The organism is Nocardia exalbida NBRC 100660 (genome assembly GCF_000308575.1).
Classification (GTDB): Bacteria; Actinomycetota; Actinomycetes; order Mycobacteriales; family Mycobacteriaceae; genus Nocardia; species Nocardia exalbida.
The window spans coordinates 119,355-134,940 of record NZ_BAFZ01000004.1; the positions used below are offsets into that span (position 1 = coordinate 119,355).

A 15,586-nucleotide genomic window follows, 5' to 3' on the forward strand; every position below is an offset into this window, starting at 1 on the left:
GCCGCGAACCGTGTGGTTCGCGGCCCCTTTTCTGTCAGCGCGGGATCGGGATCGGAATCGGGATCGGTGGCAGCTGCGGCGGTAGCGGCAGTCCCGGGATGCCCGGCGGCGGGGCGGGCGGCCCGGGCGGCGGCGCGGCCCGGACGGTGCCGTCGCTGATGTACAGCGTGATCACCGAGCCGGGGATCGCCGATCCGTTCGGCGCGGTGCCCATCACGGTGCCCTTGGGGCGATCGCCCGCCCCGGTCACCGGCGACACCTGGAAGCCCGCGGCCACCAGCGCCGCGGTGGCCTCGCCCTGGGTCTTGCCGACGACATCGGGCACCTGCGCGTTGTTCGCGCCGCGCACGTACTTGTCGTCCAGCGGGGGCAGGGCGGGCGGCGGGAACAGCGGTATCACCGGTTTGATCGCGTTGAACCAGGTGCGAGCGGGCTCGTTACCGCCGAACAGGTTGCCGTCACCGCAGTTGCGCAGCGGGAACGAGCAGATCTCGCCGGGGGTGGGGCTGTCGCCGTACGCGTAGACCGCGGCGGCCAGCGCGTTCGTGAAGCCGAGGAAGGCCGAGGAGCGGTGACTCTCGGTCGTACCGGTCTTGCCCGACATCGGGAAATTCCAGCCCACCGACTGGGCTGCGGCCGCCGCCGTGCCCGAAGTGTCGTCTTTGCTCATCGCGTTGGCCAGCGTATTGGCCAGGCCGGGCTCGACCACCTGCTCGCAGGCCTGCTGGGTCAGCGGCACCTGCTTGCCCTCGCGGTCGATGACCTCCTTGATCGGGTTCGGCGGGCACCACCGGCCGCCGGAACCCAGCGTCGCGGCCACGTTGGACAGCTCCAGCGGGTTGATCGCGACCGGGCCGAGGGTGAACGAGCCGAGGTTCTGGTCCTTGATCATGTCCGCCAGGCTCTGGTTGCCGTGGCCCGAGGTGCCCGCTTCGGTGAACGAGCGCATGCCGAGCCGGACCGCCATGTCGACGGTGGGGGTGACCCCGACGGCCTGGATCAACTTCACGAACGCGGTGTTCGGCGAGGTGGCCAGCGCCTCGGTCACCGACATGGGCGACTTGTACCGGCCCGCGTTCTCCACGCAGTAGGTGGCGGCCGGGCACCCGCGGGCGCCACCGTTACCCATGCCCTTGGCCTCGAACCGCCCCGGCACCTCGAGCTGGGCATCAATGCCGAGGCCCTTCTCCATGGCCGCGGCGGTGGTGAAGATCTTGAAGATGGAGCCCGCGCCGTCGCCGACCATGGAGTACGGCTGCGGCTGCACGGTCTCGCTGGCGTCCCGGTTCAGGCCGTAGGTGCGGCTGCTGGCCATCGCGAGCACCGGATGCGTGTCCTGCCCCGGCGCGACCACGGACATGACCTCCGCGATGTTGTCCAGGTTCGGGTTCGCCGCGTCGGTCACCGCTCGTTTCACCGAGTCCTGCACGGCGGGATCGAGCGTGGTCCTGATCAGGTAGCCACCCTTCTCGATCTGTTCGCGGCTGATGCCGGCGTTGGCCAGGTACTGCAGCGCGTAGTCGCAGAAGAAGCCGCGGTCGTTGGCCGCGATGCAGCCGCGCGGCAGGCCCTTGGGCTCCGGCAGCACGCCCAGCGGCTTGGTCTTCGCCTCGCGGAACTCCTCGGCGCGGCTGGGAATGTTCTGGATCATCGTGTCCAGCACCGTGTTGCGCCTGGCCAGCACGCCGTCCGGGTTGGTGTAGGGGTTCAGCTTGGACGAGCTCTGCACCATGCCGGCCAGCATCGCGGCCTGTGAGACGTTCAGATCGGCCGCGTCGACGCCGAAGTAGGTCTTCGCGGCGTCCTGGATGCCGTAGGACGAGTTACCGAACGGGACCAGGTTGAGGTACCTGGTGAGGATCTCGTCCTTGGTCAGCTCCCGGTCCAGCGTGAGCGCCATCCGGATCTCCCGGATCTTGCGGGCCGGAGTGGTCTCGATGGCGGCGCGGCGCTCGGCGTCCGTCTTGGCCACCACCAGTAGCTGGAAGTTCTTCACGTACTGCTGATCCAGCGTCGAGGCGCCCTGCTGGACCTCGCCGCTGGCGCTGTTGGTGAGGAACGCGCGCAGCGTGCCCTGCCAGTCGACGCCCTCGTGGTCGGCGAAGCGACGGTCCTCGATGGACACGATCGCGAGTTTCATGTCGTTGGAGATCCGGTCGCTGGGGACCTCGAATCTGCGCTGCTCGTACAGCCAGGCGATCGGATTGCCCGCCGCGTCGACCATGGTCGAGACCGCGGGCGCCGTGCCCTCGACCAGCTCCGAGGAGACGTTGTCGACGGCGTCGGCGGCACGGTTGGAGACGAACCCGAAGCCGCCGGCGAGCGGGAACAACAACCCGGCGACGAGCACGGAGGCCAGCACGCAACTGCCGGCCAGCCGCGCGAGCGTATGTGTGATCGGCACGAAACAAGACTACGGGTTGCCATCCGAGCCTTCTTGGCGGCATTTGTCCGGAGGCCGTAACTGGTTGTTCGCGAACCGGAATGGGCGTGTCGCGCGATCGGGGGCGGCGTGTCGCATGAGGGCGCGTACGCAATCTGCCTGCCCGTCCAGTGCGCGCCCCGCTTTGCAGGGACGGACGTACCAAAAAATCTCGAGGTGGTCTTGCGCAAGCGCCATACCTTTACCTAGATTGAGAACCCAGTGTGATAGAGCTAACACTCAAAGTGGAATGTGGTGCACTTCGCAGCGGGGTTTGGGTGCTGCGCGGTGACAACGCGATTCTGGAGCGCCGTTGACCCGGTGTTCGGACTGCAAAGGGGCACACCAAATGCACATGACAACCCCCATCGCTCGATTGGACGTGGAGCAGGCCGAAGCAAGGATCGCCTGGGTAGCCCAGGCCCGATGCAAGGAAGTGGATCCCGATCAGTTGTTCGTCCGCGGCGCGGCGCAGCGCAAAGCGGCGACGATCTGCAGGCACTGTCCCGTGCTCATGCAGTGTGGTGCCGACGCGCTGGACAACCGCGTCGAGTTCGGTGTGTGGGGCGGCATGACGGAACGGCAGCGTCGCGCCCTGTTGAAGCAGCATCCGGAAGTGACCTCGTGGGCCGATTTCTTCCAGGCCCAGCGCCAGCATCAAGTGGCGATGTAATCCGGCCACATCGAAACGGAGCCCGCGCGAGCGGGCTCAGTTTCGTTTCAGGAGCAATATTTCCGTTCGGAGCAATAGCGGATACGCCTAAGTATCAAGCGGTCGCGCGCGCCGTGCCGGTGAGCTGATCGCCCACGACGCGCAGCGCGTCGAGATCGGACACCTCGAACGGGAGCGCGGTGACCGACACGATCGGCACCCGCGGATGCGCGCCGGTGAAGCGGTGCAGCAGATGCTGCTCGCGTTTATCGGTGACGACCCGGCGGGCGTGCACCCGCAACACCGCCGCGGTGAGCGGATCGGAATCCGCCACCTGGTCGGCGGCGGTGAGCGCGTGATCGCCGGGCAGCGAACTCAGCACCGGATGGGTGCGGTTGAGCACCAGCCCCGCCAGCGGCATCCGCTCGGTGGAGAGGCGGTCGACGAAGAACGAGGCCTCCCGCAGCGCGTCCGGTTCCGGCGCCGCCACCACGAGGAAGTGCGTACCCGGCTTCGACAGCATGGCGAAGGTCCGCTCGGCCCGCTCCTGGAAGCCGCCGAACAGCGACTCCAGGGATTGCAGGAAGTTCGACGCGTCCTTGAGCATCTGCCCACCGACGACGGTGGACACACCCCGCACCGCCAGGCTCATCGCGCCGGTCACGAGACGGGTCACGCCCCGGCCGGGCGCCATGATCACCCGGATCATGCGGCCGTTGAGGAAGTTGCCCAGCCGCTTGGGAGCATCCAGGAAGTCGAGGGCGTTGCGCGAAGGCGGGGTGTCGACCACGATCAGGTCCCACTCGCCCCGGTGGGCCAGCTGCCCCAGCTTCTCCATCGCCATATATTCCTGTGTGCCGCCGAAGGAGGAGGCGACCGTCTGATAGAAGGGGTTGGCGAAGATCTGCTCCGCTTTCTCCCCGCTGGTGTGCTCGAGCACCATGTCGTCGAAGGTGCGGCGCATGTTGAGCATCATCGCGTGCAGTTCGCCCTTGGCCTCGGGGCCCAGCGCCACCCGCTGCGGGTTGTTGCCGAGGTCGGCGACGCCTAGTGACTGGGCCAGCCTGCGCGCGGGGTCGATGGTGAGCACCACGACCTTGCGGCCTTCCTCGGCGGCGCGCAGCGCGAGGGCGGCGGCGGTGGTGGTCTTGCCGACACCACCGGAGCCGCAGCAGACCACAACCCGGGCGGACGGGTCGGCGATGATCCGCGAAATATCCAGCGGGGCAGCCGTGGGATGGGTCGGCGTGCTCATCGGACTCCCTGTGCGGTGAGGTGTTCGGCTAGTTCGTACAGTCCGCCCAGGTCCATCCCGTCCGGGAGGGCGGGCAGGTAGAGCCGGGAGATGTCGACCTTGGCCAGTTCCTCGGCGCTGTCGTCCTGTGCTTGCAGCGTGGCGGCGTGCTCGATCGTTTCGGTGAGCAGCCCGTCGAAGTCGCCGTCGGTGAGGGTGATGCCCGCGGAGGTGAGGCCCGCGCGGATGGCGTCGGCGTCCAGTTCGCCGCGAGCGGCCTGGGCGCCCAGTTCGGGCGGGAGCTGGCCTTCGGTCGCGCGGTTCACGATGACGGTGCCGATGCGCAGGTCGGCGGCGGTGAGTTCGGCGATCGCGTCGGCGGTCTCCTGCACCGGCAGCGCCTCCAGCAGCGTGACCAGGTGAATCATGGTCTGATCGGAGTGCAGCAGCTGCGACACGCCCTCGGCCTGCGAAGCGATCGGCCCGCCCTTGGCCACCTCGGCCATCGCCTTGGTGACGTCGAGGAAGCCTGCGATCCGGCCGGTGGGCGGTGCGTCGACCACGATTTCGTCGTAGACCCGCTTACCGGACTTGTCCACGCGAACCGCGCATTCCTTGATCTTGCCGGTCAGGATGACGTCGCGCAGACCGGGCGCGATCGTGGTGACGAACTCGATGGCCCCCATCCGGCGCATCGCGCGGCCCGCGAAGCCGAGGTTGTAGAACATGTCGAGGTATTCGAGGAAGGCGTGCTCGATGTCCAGCGCCAGCGCGACCACTTCGCCGCCGCCGTCGGCGGTGGCGATCCGTGTCTCGGTCGGCGGCAGCGGCGGCAGGTCGAACAGCTGCGCGATCGATTGTCTGCTCTCCACCTCGACCAACAGCACCCGGCGCCCGCCCGCGGCGAGCGCCAGGGCCAGCGCTGCGGCAACCGTCGACTTGCCCGTGCCTCCCTTGCCGGAGACGTAGTGCAAGCGGGCCTGCTCCGCGCGCTTCGGCCACCTTGTGTCCAGTCCCGGCTCCGCCGAAAGCGGCCCTGCAGTTGGTACTCCCACGATCGCGAGCCTATAACTGGTCCGCCACAGCGGGGCACCGGCCGTACCAGACGGGTGGGTCGCGCGGGCCGGTCTCAGCGCTTACCCCCGCCGCCGCTCGAGTCCCGGCACACCCGGGTTTCCCTGATGAATCGCCGTCGCGCCATGCGAAGTCACGGGGGATGATCCGGACCCGTTTCCCACTCCACCGTCCCAGTCTTCCCAGCTAGGCCACACCGAGCACCGTTCGTTCGCGGGCCGGGTGCCGAGCTGCCATGCCGGCGGCGAATCACGAACGGCCCGGCCTACCGCCGCACGCCCCAACGCGGCTCGCCCACCGGTCTCGAGTGACGCGTATGACAACGCCTACTCGCCGTTAGCGGTCCCGGGTCGTCTGCGGCGACCTCGGCGGCTGTACCGGAGTGCGGCGAAGCCACCACCTCATGCACGGGGTGGCGCGCTCCGATGCCCCGGTGTCCGAGCGCGAATACCGACGCCCCGGCGCACCGCAACTCCCGATCTCGAGCGAAGCGAGACCGTGCATCCCCCGCTGACGTCGGCAAATCAACACAGCCCTCGCATGCGAGCGGCCCCACTTCCAGAACACCCATCCCATCCCGGCCGGTGTGATGATCCACTCACTCGAGCCGCACGCCCCGGTGTCCGGCGCCCGAATGCCGGCGCGCCCAGCACACCTCAACTCCCGGTTTCGAGCGAAGCGAGACCGAGCATGTTCCGTTCGCGGCCCGGCTCGCGTTTGCGCGGCCGCCGCGTAGGCGACGAAGGAGCAAGCGGCGGTCGCGCAAACGCGAGCCAAGAAGGGGCCGCGAACACGCAGCGCCGAAGGCGCTGCAAATCCAACACAGCTACGCTTCTCGCTCATGAGTGATACGACCCTGTGGGAGTACGCGACCGTGCCGCTGCTGACGCATGCGACCAAGCAGATTCTCGATCAGTGGGGAGCCGACGGCTGGGAGCTGGTCACCGTGCTGCCCGGTCCGACCGGTGAGCAGCACGTCGCCTACCTCAAGCGGCCCAAGTAGCGAAGGAGGGTGACGCGATGACCCAGTGGGAGAAGAACCTCGCCGAGCTCGGAATCACCCTTCCTCCGGTCGTGGCCCCGGTCGCGGCCTACATTCCCGCGATCCGTACCGGGTCGCTGGTCTACACCTCCGGTCAGTTGCCGTTCGTGAACGGCCAGTTGTCCGCGGTCGGCAAGGTCGGCGCCGAGGTCTCGATCGAGGAGGCCAAGGAGGCTGCCCGGCTGTGCGCGCTGAACGCGCTGGCGGCGGTGCACGACCTGGTGGGCCTGGACGCGGTGGTGCGGATCGTGAAGGTGGTCGGATTCGTCGCCTCGGCACCTGGATTCGGCGATCAGCCGGTTGTGATCAACGGCGCGTCGGAGTTCCTCGGCCAGGTCTTCGGTGACGCGGGCAAGCACGCCCGCTCGGCCGTGGGCGTCTCCGAACTTCCCCGCAACACTCCGGTCGAAGTCGAACTGATCGCCGAGGTGCGCTAGACCGGAACTGTCGGCTCCGTTTCTATCCGAGGTTTTGCGATGACGTTGACTCACCCCGCCTACGGGCAGCTCCGGCAGGTCACCGAGACGGCGGCGGTGCTGCTCGCCGACAATCCGGGGCAGATGACCTTGGACGGAACCAATACCTGGATCCTGCGCGCGCCGGGACGGTCGGACTGTGTGGTGGTGGACCCGGGGCCGAAGGACAAGTCGCACACGGCCGCGATCGCCGAGGCGACCGGTGGCCGGATCGCGCTGACGCTGATCACCCACCGCCATCACGACCACACCGGCGGTATCGACCGGCTGGTCGAGCTGACCGGGACGCCGGTGCGCGCCAAGGACTCCGGCTTCCTGCGCGGCTCGTCCGCTCCCCTCGTCGACGGCGAGGTGATCGAGGCGGCGGGCCTGCGCATCACCGTGCTGGCCACGCCGGGTCACACCGGTGACTCGGTGAGTTTCGTCCTCGACGACGCGGTGCTGACCGGCGACACCATCCTCGGCGCGGGCACCACCGTGCTGGACTCCAGCGACGGCACGCTGGCCGACTATCTGTCCTCGCTGGACCGGTTGGTCGAGGCGGGCCGGGGCAAGGCGTTGCTGCCTGCGCACGGCTCGGACCACCCGGATCTGGAGCCGGTCGCCCGGTATTACATCGCGCATCGGCACGAGCGCCTCGGTCAGGTGCGTGAGGCACTGCGGGTTCTCGGCGCGGACGCGGGCGCGATGGCGATCGTGCGGCGCGTGTACGCCGACGTGGACAAGCGCCTGTGGCCCGCGGCGCGCAGTTCGGTGCAGGCGCAGCTGGAATACCTGCGCGTGCACGGCTAGCCGAACGACAGAACGCCGGGTTCAGTGGAGCGCTGAACCCGGCGTTCGGCGTGGAGTCTTGCGTTACCGGGCGCGACGGGCCAGGCGCTCGGAATCGGAGATGAGCACGCTCTTGCCCTCCAGCCGCAGCCAGCCGCGATGCGCGAAGTCGGCGAGCGCCTTGTTCACGGTCTCGCGGGAGGCGCCGACCAGCTGGGCGATCTCCTCCTGGGTCAGGTCGTGGGTGACCCGCAGCGCGCCCGCCTCCTGAGTGCCGAAGCGCTGTGCGAGTTGCAGCAGCGCCTTGGCGACCCGGCCGGGGACGTCGGTGAAGATCAGGTCGGCCAGGTTGTTGTTGGTCCGGCGCAGGCGGCGGGCGAGAACGCGCAGCAACTGCTCGGCGATCTCGGGCCGCTGGTCGATCCAGGTTTTGAGGGCGTCGCGGTCCATCGTCACCGCACGCACCTCGGTCACCGTGGTGGCGGTGGAGGTGCGCGGGCCCGGGTCGAAGATCGACAGCTCGCCGAACATGTCGGACGGACCCATGATGGTCAACAGGTTCTCGCGGCCGTCGGGCGAGCGGCGTCCGATCTTCACCTTGCCGGACGTGATGATGTACAGCCGGTCGCCCGGCTCACCCTCGTTGAAGATGACATGACCGCGCGGGAAATCCACCGGCTGAAGTTGCTTGGCGAGGGCGGCCACCGCAGTGGGCTCGACGCCCTGGAAGATGCCTGCTCTGGCGAGGGCCTCGTCCACGAATGTGCTCCTTAGGGAAATGGCTCTGTACTGGACCGAAGCGACTCGGCCAACAGCGCAGTCTACGCGGCGTCACTACAGCGTAGTGACGGACACCACGTAACGAGTGGATTGCGCGGCGCGCACGCCGGGTCAGCTCGCGCGGGCCACGTCCATCTCGTCACCGCGGGAGCGACGCCTGCGCATCCGGGCCACGGCGGCGGGCAGACCGAGCTTCGTCAGCTCTTTCACCTCGGCGTTACTGGCCTTGTCCAGGTACTGCTGAACCTCTTCGTCGGGTTCGAGAAGCTTGCGGAGCCGGTTCTCGACCCGCTCCATACCCAGTGCGAACAGCATCAGCACCACTGGGAAGAGCACCACAGCGAGTCCTTGCATGACGAGCAGTAAACACCGTCGAGGTCTCAGATGGAACACGGCAACTGAACTGGAAGGGCAACGTTGTCTGCCGATTCCGTATGGTGGACGGGTGCGCGTCTCCCCCTCCACCGCCGCCGGGAACGGGCTTGCCCCCGGCTCCGATCCCAACGGAACGCCGCCGGTCGCCGCCGCGGCTCCACAACGGAAAACCAGGGCGCGACAGGCGGAAACCCGGCTCGGGCTGGTCCGCCGCGCGCGCCGGATGAACCGCGAACTGGCGACCGCTTTCCCCGACGCGCATTGTGAGCTGGATTTCACCACACCGCTCGAATTGGCGGTCGCGACAATACTTTCGGCACAGTGCACCGACGAGCGGGTGAATCTCACCACGCCCGCGCTGTTCGCCCGGTACCCCGACGCCCGCGCCTACGCCGAGGCAAACCGCGCGGAGCTGGAGGAATACATCCGGCCGACCGGCTTCTTCCGGAACAAGGCCGCCTCGCTGATCGGACTCGGCCAGGCGCTGCTGGAACGATACGACGGTGAATTGCCTCACACCCTGACCGAACTCGTCCAGCTGCCCGGCATCGGGCGCAAGACCGCCAACGTCATCCTCGGCAACGCGTTCGGGGTGCCGGGAATCACGGTCGACACCCATTTCGGCCGTCTGGTGCGCCGCTGGGGATGGACCGACGAGGAAGACCCGGTCAAGGTCGAGCACATCGTCGGCGCGCTGATCGAGCGCAAGGAATGGACGATGCTCTCGCACCGGGTGATCTTCCACGGACGGCGGGTCTGCCATTCCCGCAAGCCGGCGTGCGGCGCTTGCGTCCTGGTCAAGGACTGCCCGTCGTTCGGTATCGGGCCGACCGATCCGGAGGCCGCGGCCAAGCTGGTGAAAGGGCCGGAGCGCGAGCATCTGCTGGAGCTGGTGAGCCGGTGAGCTCGGAGCCCTCGGGCCGAAGGAGGAGGGGGCATGCGTGGCGCTGGGCACTGGCAGGTCTGATCGTGGTGGTGGCGCTGGCGGTCGCGGTGTGGCCGCGCGGCGACGACGCGACGGAGGAGCCGAAGTCGCCCCCCGCCGCCTCCGGCGTCTCCGATGACCTGCGCGCTGCCGCCCATCTGCCCGACTGCCCCACCGGTGCCGCCACCGCCACCGGCAGCGGGCCGCTGGCCGGGATAACGCTGGATTGCCTGGCGAACGGCAGGCCGGTGGACCTGGCCGCCGCGCTGGCGGGCAAGCCCGCTCTGCTGAACCTGTGGGCCTACTGGTGCGCACCGTGCGCCCAGGAGTTGCCGTATTTGCAGCAATACGCCCAGCGCGCCGGGAACGCGATTACCGTGCTGACCGTGCACAGCGACCCTGATGAGGCCAAGGCACTGTCCCGGCTGCGTGGGCTGGAGGTGCGGTTGCCCGGCGTTTCGGACGCCGACGCGCGAGTGCGTACGTCCGTCGGGGCGCCCGCGGTGTTGCCGATCTCGGTGCTGGTGCGTGCCGACGGCTCGGTCGCCGACGTCGTGGTGCGGGCTTTCGGCGGGGTGGATGACATCGCGAATACGGTCGCGGGCAAGCTCGGAGTGGCCGCGTGACGATGCGGGTGGACGAATCAATGGTGGAGGTGACGGTGCGGGCGTGCACGCGGGCCGGTGAGCGTATGCGCGGGGGAGGTGTGTGTTGAGCATCGAAATGCCGCCCGGCATCCCGGAATGGCTGACCCGCTCGGCCGAACCGGCTACGGAGGACGCCGACACCCTGACCAGGGAGCGTGTGCTGCGCCGCGCCCTGACCCTGACTTCGAAGCCGCGGCAAGCGGCGGTGCTCGTGCTGTTCGGCGGCTCGCCCGAGCCGGACCCGGCCGAGCCGGGCGGGCTGCCCGCCGACGCGGAGGTGCTGCTCACCCAGCGCGCCTCCACCATGCGCCAGCACCGGGGCCAAGTGGCCTTCCCCGGCGGTGCGGTCGACCCGGGCGACGCCGGGCCGATCGATACCGCGCTGCGCGAAGCGTGCGAGGAGACCGGTCTCGACCGTTCCGGTGTCGAGCCGTTCGCGGTGCTGCCGAAACTGTTCGTGCCGCCGTCGCGCTTCGACGTGACGCCGGTGGTCGCGTACTGGCGGACGCCGGGGGCGGTGGGGGTCGTCGACCAGAGCGAGACCGAGCGGGTCGTGCGCGTCCCGCTCGCGCAGCTGCTGGATCCGGCCAACCGCTTCCTGGTCCGCAGCCCCATGGGCTATCAGAGCCCGGCGTTCCAGGTCGACGGGATGCTGGTCTGGGGGCTGACCGGCGGCATCCTCGCCGGGATCAGCAAGGCCTGCGGCTGGGACCGAGCGTGGGACCACGGGGACGTTCGTGATCTGGAGACCGCACTCGCCGCCGTGGGGATGACGTTATGAGTTCGTCGGCCTGGCTCGACATCGCCGTCGTGCTGCTGGCGCTGCTGGCCGCCTCCTCGGGATGGCGCCAGGGCGCGGTGGCCTCCGCGCTGGCCTTCCTCGGTGTGGTGCTCGGCGCGGTCGCGGGCATCCTGATCGCGCCGCACATCCTGGTGCACGTCGACGAGGGCCGCACCAGAGTGCTCACCGGTGTGCTGCTGATCGTGGTGCTGGTGATCGTCGGTGAGGTCGCGGGCATGGTGCTGGGGCGCGCCGCGCGCAGCGGCATGCGTCATCCGTTCACGCGCAGCGTGGACAGCGCGGTCGGCGCGGTGTTGCAGGCGGTCGCCGTGCTGGTCACCGCGTGGCTGCTGGCGCTGCCGCTGGCCACGTCGTCGCAGCCGGCCATCGCCACGGCGATCAACGGCTCTCGGGTGCTCGCCGATGTCAACGACGTCGCGCCGAACTGGCTGCGCAGGCTGCCCAACGAGTTCTCCAAGCTGCTCAACACCTCCGGCCTGCCGGACGTGATCGGGCCGTTCGGACGGGCGCCGATCGCGGCCGTGGAACCCCCCGATCCGAGCGTGCTGGCCAGCCCGGTCGCCGCCTCGCTCCAGCAGAGCGTGCTGCGCATCCGCGGGGTCGCGCCGAGTTGCCAGCGGGCGCTGGAGGGCTCGGGCTTCGTCATCGCGCCCGAGCGCGTGATGACCAACGCCCACGTCGTCGCGGGCACCACGAGCGTCGCGGTGGACACCCCGCGCGGCCCGCTGGACGCGAACGTGGTCCTGTTCGACCCGTCCAAGGACGTCGCGGTGCTCGCCGTGCCCGGTCTCACCGCCCCGGTGGTCCCGCGCGCGCCGGCGCCCGCCCGGTCGGGCGACAGCGCGATCGTGCTCGGCTACCCCGGCGGCGGTCCGTACACCGCGAGCGCCGCCCGGGTGCGCGAGACGCTGGATCTGACCGGTCCGACCATCTACCGCAACGGCACCGTCGAACGCGAGGTCTACACCGTCCGCGGCCAGGTCAGGGCGGGCAATTCCGGTGGGCCGCTGGTGGATACCGACGGGCAGGTGCTCGGCGTGGTCTTCGGCGCCGCCGTCACAGACGACGACACCGGTTACGTGCTCACGCTAGGGGAGGTCCGCGCGCAGCTCGACGCGGCCGAACGGGTCAGCACCGCGGTGGACACCGGCGCCTGCGTGCTCAGCTGAATCGCCGTCCCCGGCCACGGGCATCCGTGGCCGGGGAGATATTCCCCGTGGCTCAGGCCAGAAGTTTGGCCAGTTCCTTCGTCACGGCGTCCGGGTTCTCCTGGTGGGCGAAGTGCCCCGCCGCCGGGATGGTGACCAGTCGCCGCTCCGGTGCGAGATGAGGATCGCGGCGGAAGGTTCCCGCCAGCACGTACGGGTCCAGATCGCCGCGCATGGCCAGGACCGGGATGTGGATGGGTTCGCGCATGGTCGCCATGAACCGGCGGCCGTCCGGACGCCACTGGCTGCGGAAGGCCCAGCGCTGGTACTCCAGCGCACAATGCGCGGCGCCGGGAATCCGGATCGCCGAACGCATCCGCTGGGCGGTGTCGACGAATTCGGTGGTGCCGGTCCATCCCACGCTCACCCGCTGACGCAGCAGCCGCTCCACCTCGAAGCCGTCGGCGGTGGTCAGCAAGTGCTCGCCGTACCGGGGCAGCTGGTAGCGAAGGAAGTTGGGCAGCCAAGCCGCGCGCTGGCGGCGGTTGCGCAGCACGGAACTCTTCAGCGCCGACGGATGCGGCGAGCCGACCAGCGCGATCGAGCGAACCAGTCGCGGATGCAGCACCGCGGTGGTCCAGCAGACCAGTCCACCGTCGGCGTGCCCGACCAGTGTCGCCTCGGTGTAGCCGAGCGCCCGGATGAGGCCGGCGACGTCACCGGCGAGCGTCCAGCCGTCGTAGCCGCGCGGCGGCTTGTCGCTGTCGCCGTAGCCGCGCAAGTCGACGGCGACAACGCGGTAACCCAGCTCGGCCAGGCCGGTCAATTGGTGACGCCAGGACCACCAGAAGTCCGCGAAGCCGTGCAGCAGCACGACCAGCGGAGCGTCGGCCCGCTCGGGCGCCGCGTCCACGACGTGGAATCGAATGCCGTTGGCGTGCACGTCCCGATGCGTCCACGGTCCGTCGTAACGGACGCTGGACGGATCCGGAAGCAAGTTCGCCGACACGGCGACCGAGCCTAGTAGCCGTCGTACCGGCCCGCGCACGCGCGCCTAGGAAGCGGGCTTCTCCAGAGCGAGACGGTCGTCGTGCGCGGACGCGCCCAAGCTGTGCGGCAGCACCGTGCGCGCCTGCTTGAGCGAATCGATCGTCTTCTCCGGCGCCCGCAGTTTCTTCACCCGCCGGTATCCGAGGAATGCCAGGGCCGCGGTGGCCACGATCATCAGCAGGAAGACGATCAGGAAGGCGGCCCAGCGCGCCAGCCACACGTCGAGCAGTTCGCCGAGGAAGAAGAAAAAGAAGAAGGTGCTGAACAGCAGCACGGTGAGCGCGAGGATGAAGTAGACGCTGCCCTGCAGGCCCTTCTTGATCTCACCGGTGACCTCGGCCTTGGCCAGTTCGACCTCGGCGCGGACCAGGGTCGACATCTGCTCGGCGGCGTCGCGGACCAGGCTCCCGAAGCTCGCGGAGCCGAGCGGATCGGCGTCCGAGAGGGGAATGGAGGTGACCGTACGACCGCGCTCCGCGCCGCTCCCGTTACCGCCGTGGTTGAAACTCACTTGGTCGACCCTTCTCCCTGTCCCGGCACTGCTTCAACTCCCGTTCGATCGGCGGCGCTCCCGGTGCCCTCCGTGGTCACGCAGGCTACCGCCTCCGGGCGGATCGCTCGTGCCGCCGTACTGTTCACGTTCTAGCGCACGGGCGTCCCGCCGAGCCTGGTGGACACGCCCACGCCGCAACAGTAGCGCCGAACCGGCGAGCGACGCCGCCATTGATGTGACCAACACAGCGGCTTTCGCCAACTCGACGTCCGCGACATCGGCGAGCGCGAGTTCCGCCACGAGAAGGCTAACCGTGAAGCCGATCGCGCCGAGCACCGACAGGGCGAACATGTCCCGCCAGCCGAGCCCGCTGGGGCGCTTCGCGACGCCCAACCGGATTGCCACCCAGCTCATCCCGAAGATCCCGAGGGGCTTGCCCACGAGGAGCCCGAGAATCACGGCGAGCGCGAGCCGGTTGGTGTACAACTCGCCGAACACCGTGGGATTCAATGGAACACCGGCGGCGAACAGGGCGAACAGCGGAACGCAGAACCCGGCGGAGACCGGCTGGAAGAGGTGCTCGAGCCGGGTGGCGGGCGCTCGGCGTTCCCCGGGATCCGGGCGCACCCGGGTGAGCAGGCCGAGCGCGACGCCCGCCAACGTGGGATGGATGCCCGCCTCGTGCAGCGCGTACCAGGACACCAACGCCAGCGGGACATAGAGCAAGGGCGTGCCGATCCGAGCGCGCTGCCCCATCGACCACGCGGCGAAGCATCCGGCCGCGACGAGCAACCACAGCAGCGACACCGCCGTGGTGAACAGCACCGCGATCACGACGATCGCCATCAGGTCGTCGACCACCGCGAGGCTGAGCAGGAACACCCGCGCGCCCGCCGGGATGCGCGAACCGGTCAGCGCCAGCACGGCGAGCGCGAACGCGATGTCGGTGGCGACCGGGATGGCCCAGCCGCGCTCCATGCCGGGGATGCCGAACCCGACCACCGCCGCGATCAGCGCGGGGGTGACCACGCCGCCGATCGCCGCGATGACCGGCAGGGTGGCGCGTCTGCGGTCGGCGAGTTCGCCGACGACCAGTTCGCGTTTGAGTTCCAGTCCGGCGACGAAGAAGAACACCGCCAGCAGGCCGTCCTCGGCCCAGTCGGCCAAGGTCAGGTCCAGGTGCAGCGGCGGGATCGCGACGACCGTCTCGGTCATCGACACATAACTCGCTGCCCAGGGCGAGTTCACCCACAGCAACGCGATCGCGGCCGCGATCAGAAGCAGTGCACCGCCGAAGGTTTCCGTGCGGAGGTAGCGGGACAATTCCGAGTGCACTCGCGTGATCACGGGAAACCTTTCGGGCGGCGATCGGGTAGCACTGCGGCGGCACCCACCGGAACCGGCTCAACGGGTGCGTGACCGCTCGCCGACCAGACTTCCCGGCACACCTCACGCGATCTTAACGGGTGCGGCCGGTGACAGGTCCGTCACCGGCCGTCTCAGCGCTGCTCGGTCAGTCCTTGCCCGCCCGGATCGCCTCGAAGACGCTCGGGTCGACGAGGGTGGAGGTGTCGCCGAGTTCGCGTCCTTCGGCGATGTCGCGGAGGAGGCGGCGCATGATTTTGCCGCTGCGGGTTTTGGGGAGTTCGGGGACGATGTGGATTTCGCGGGGTTTGGCGATGGGGCTGATGTGGT

General features: G+C 69.2%; 17 protein-coding genes. 8 read left to right on the forward strand and 9 right to left on the reverse strand.

The window, feature by feature from the left end; all coding sequences use genetic code 11:
• Positions 1 to 34 precede the first annotated feature (34 nt).
• The gene (locus ON29_RS02425) at positions 35 to 2,404 is read right to left on the reverse strand and encodes a penicillin-binding protein (protein WP_040864454.1); all 2,370 of its coding nucleotides are present in this window, start codon (positions 2,402 to 2,404) and stop codon (positions 35 to 37) included.
• Positions 2,405 to 2,771: 367 nt separating this feature from the next.
• On the opposite strand from ON29_RS02425, the gene ON29_RS02430 reads away from it, so the two are divergent.
• Positions 2,772 to 3,095 carry a WhiB family transcriptional regulator gene (locus tag ON29_RS02430; RefSeq protein ID WP_014981178.1) on the forward strand — a complete coding sequence of 108 codons (324 nt, stop codon included), beginning with the start codon at positions 2,772 to 2,774 and terminating at the stop codon, positions 3,093 to 3,095.
• Positions 3,096 to 3,189: 94 nt separating this feature from the next.
• On the opposite strand, the gene bagB is transcribed toward ON29_RS02430, so the two are convergent.
• Together bagB and bagA are read right to left on the reverse strand one after the other, a co-directional pair.
• On the reverse strand, positions 3,190 to 4,329 hold the full coding sequence (gene bagB, locus ON29_RS02435) for an ATPase BagB (protein WP_040864455.1): 1,140 nt from the start codon (positions 4,327 to 4,329) through the stop codon (positions 3,190 to 3,192).
• A complete protein-coding gene (gene bagA / locus ON29_RS02440) occupies positions 4,326 to 5,363 on the reverse strand; it encodes an ATPase BagA (RefSeq protein WP_051174802.1) in 1,038 nt (345 codons plus the stop codon). The genes bagB and bagA overlap by 4 nt, the downstream gene beginning before the upstream one ends.
• A gap of 860 nt (positions 5,364 to 6,223) precedes the next feature.
• On the opposite strand from bagA, the gene sp36 reads away from it, so the two are divergent.
• The 3 genes from sp36 to ON29_RS02450 are packed head-to-tail and all read left to right on the forward strand — an operon-like array spanning position 6,224 to position 7,692.
• Positions 6,224 to 6,385 carry a Sp36 family protein gene (gene sp36 / locus ON29_RS35300; RefSeq protein ID WP_085994820.1) on the forward strand — a complete coding sequence of 54 codons (162 nt, stop codon included), beginning with the start codon at positions 6,224 to 6,226 and terminating at the stop codon, positions 6,383 to 6,385.
• A 17-nt stretch (positions 6,386 to 6,402) separates the two neighbouring features.
• Positions 6,403 to 6,861 (forward strand): RidA family protein, encoded by a 459-nt coding sequence (locus ON29_RS02445; protein ID WP_040864456.1) that lies wholly within the window; start codon positions 6,403 to 6,405, stop codon positions 6,859 to 6,861.
• Between the two features lie 39 nt (positions 6,862 to 6,900).
• Entirely contained in the window at positions 6,901 to 7,692 is a 792-nt protein-coding gene (locus ON29_RS02450) for an MBL fold metallo-hydrolase (protein WP_040864457.1), read from the forward strand.
• 63 nt (positions 7,693 to 7,755) lie between these two features.
• Here the strand turns inward: ON29_RS02450 and ON29_RS02455 are convergent, their stop codons facing one another.
• Both ON29_RS02455 and ON29_RS02460 read right to left on the reverse strand, forming a co-directional pair.
• Complete coding sequence (locus ON29_RS02455) at positions 7,756 to 8,430, reverse strand: Crp/Fnr family transcriptional regulator (protein WP_039794544.1); 675 nt, start codon at positions 8,428 to 8,430, stop codon at positions 7,756 to 7,758.
• Between the two features lie 132 nt (positions 8,431 to 8,562).
• Entirely contained in the window at positions 8,563 to 8,805 is a 243-nt protein-coding gene (locus tag ON29_RS02460; protein WP_040864458.1) for a hypothetical protein, read from the reverse strand.
• A gap of 223 nt (positions 8,806 to 9,028) precedes the next feature.
• Here ON29_RS02460 and nth point away from each other — a divergent pair, with 223 nt between their 5' ends.
• The 4 genes from nth to ON29_RS02480 all read left to right on the forward strand — a co-directional run bounded on the left by nth (position 9,029) and on the right by ON29_RS02480 (position 12,369).
• Positions 9,029 to 9,730 (forward strand): endonuclease III, encoded by a 702-nt coding sequence (gene nth / locus ON29_RS02465; protein WP_051174810.1) that lies wholly within the window; start codon positions 9,029 to 9,031, stop codon positions 9,728 to 9,730.
• Positions 9,727 to 10,377, forward strand: coding sequence for a TlpA family protein disulfide reductase (locus tag ON29_RS02470; RefSeq protein WP_245548800.1), 651 nt, complete (start codon positions 9,727 to 9,729; stop codon positions 10,375 to 10,377). The genes nth and ON29_RS02470 overlap by 4 nt, the downstream gene beginning before the upstream one ends.
• A gap of 97 nt (positions 10,378 to 10,474) precedes the next feature.
• Positions 10,475 to 11,179 carry an NUDIX hydrolase gene (locus ON29_RS02475; protein ID WP_040864460.1) on the forward strand — a complete coding sequence of 235 codons (705 nt, stop codon included), beginning with the start codon at positions 10,475 to 10,477 and terminating at the stop codon, positions 11,177 to 11,179.
• Positions 11,176 to 12,369, forward strand: a complete 1,194-nt coding sequence (locus tag ON29_RS02480; protein ID WP_040864461.1) for a MarP family serine protease — start codon at positions 11,176 to 11,178, stop codon at positions 12,367 to 12,369. The genes ON29_RS02475 and ON29_RS02480 overlap by 4 nt, the downstream gene beginning before the upstream one ends.
• Positions 12,370 to 12,421: 52 nt before the next feature.
• Here ON29_RS02480 and ON29_RS02485 read toward each other — a convergent pair whose 3' ends face one another.
• The 4 genes from ON29_RS02485 to ON29_RS02500 all read right to left on the reverse strand — a co-directional run.
• Positions 12,422 to 13,357, reverse strand: a complete 936-nt coding sequence (locus ON29_RS02485; protein WP_040864462.1) for an alpha/beta fold hydrolase — start codon at positions 13,355 to 13,357, stop codon at positions 12,422 to 12,424.
• Positions 13,358 to 13,402: 45 nt separating this feature from the next.
• A complete protein-coding gene (locus ON29_RS02490; protein ID WP_040864463.1) occupies positions 13,403 to 13,909 on the reverse strand; it encodes a phage holin family protein in 507 nt (168 codons plus the stop codon).
• 33 nt (positions 13,910 to 13,942) lie between these two features.
• The gene (gene nhaA, locus ON29_RS02495) at positions 13,943 to 15,238 is read right to left on the reverse strand and encodes a Na+/H+ antiporter NhaA (protein WP_051174804.1); all 1,296 of its coding nucleotides are present in this window, start codon (positions 15,236 to 15,238) and stop codon (positions 13,943 to 13,945) included.
• 166 nt (positions 15,239 to 15,404) lie between these two features.
• Positions 15,405 to 15,586, reverse strand: a 182-nt coding sequence (locus tag ON29_RS02500; protein ID WP_040864464.1) for an AMP-binding enzyme, incomplete at its 5' end; no start/stop codon positions are given.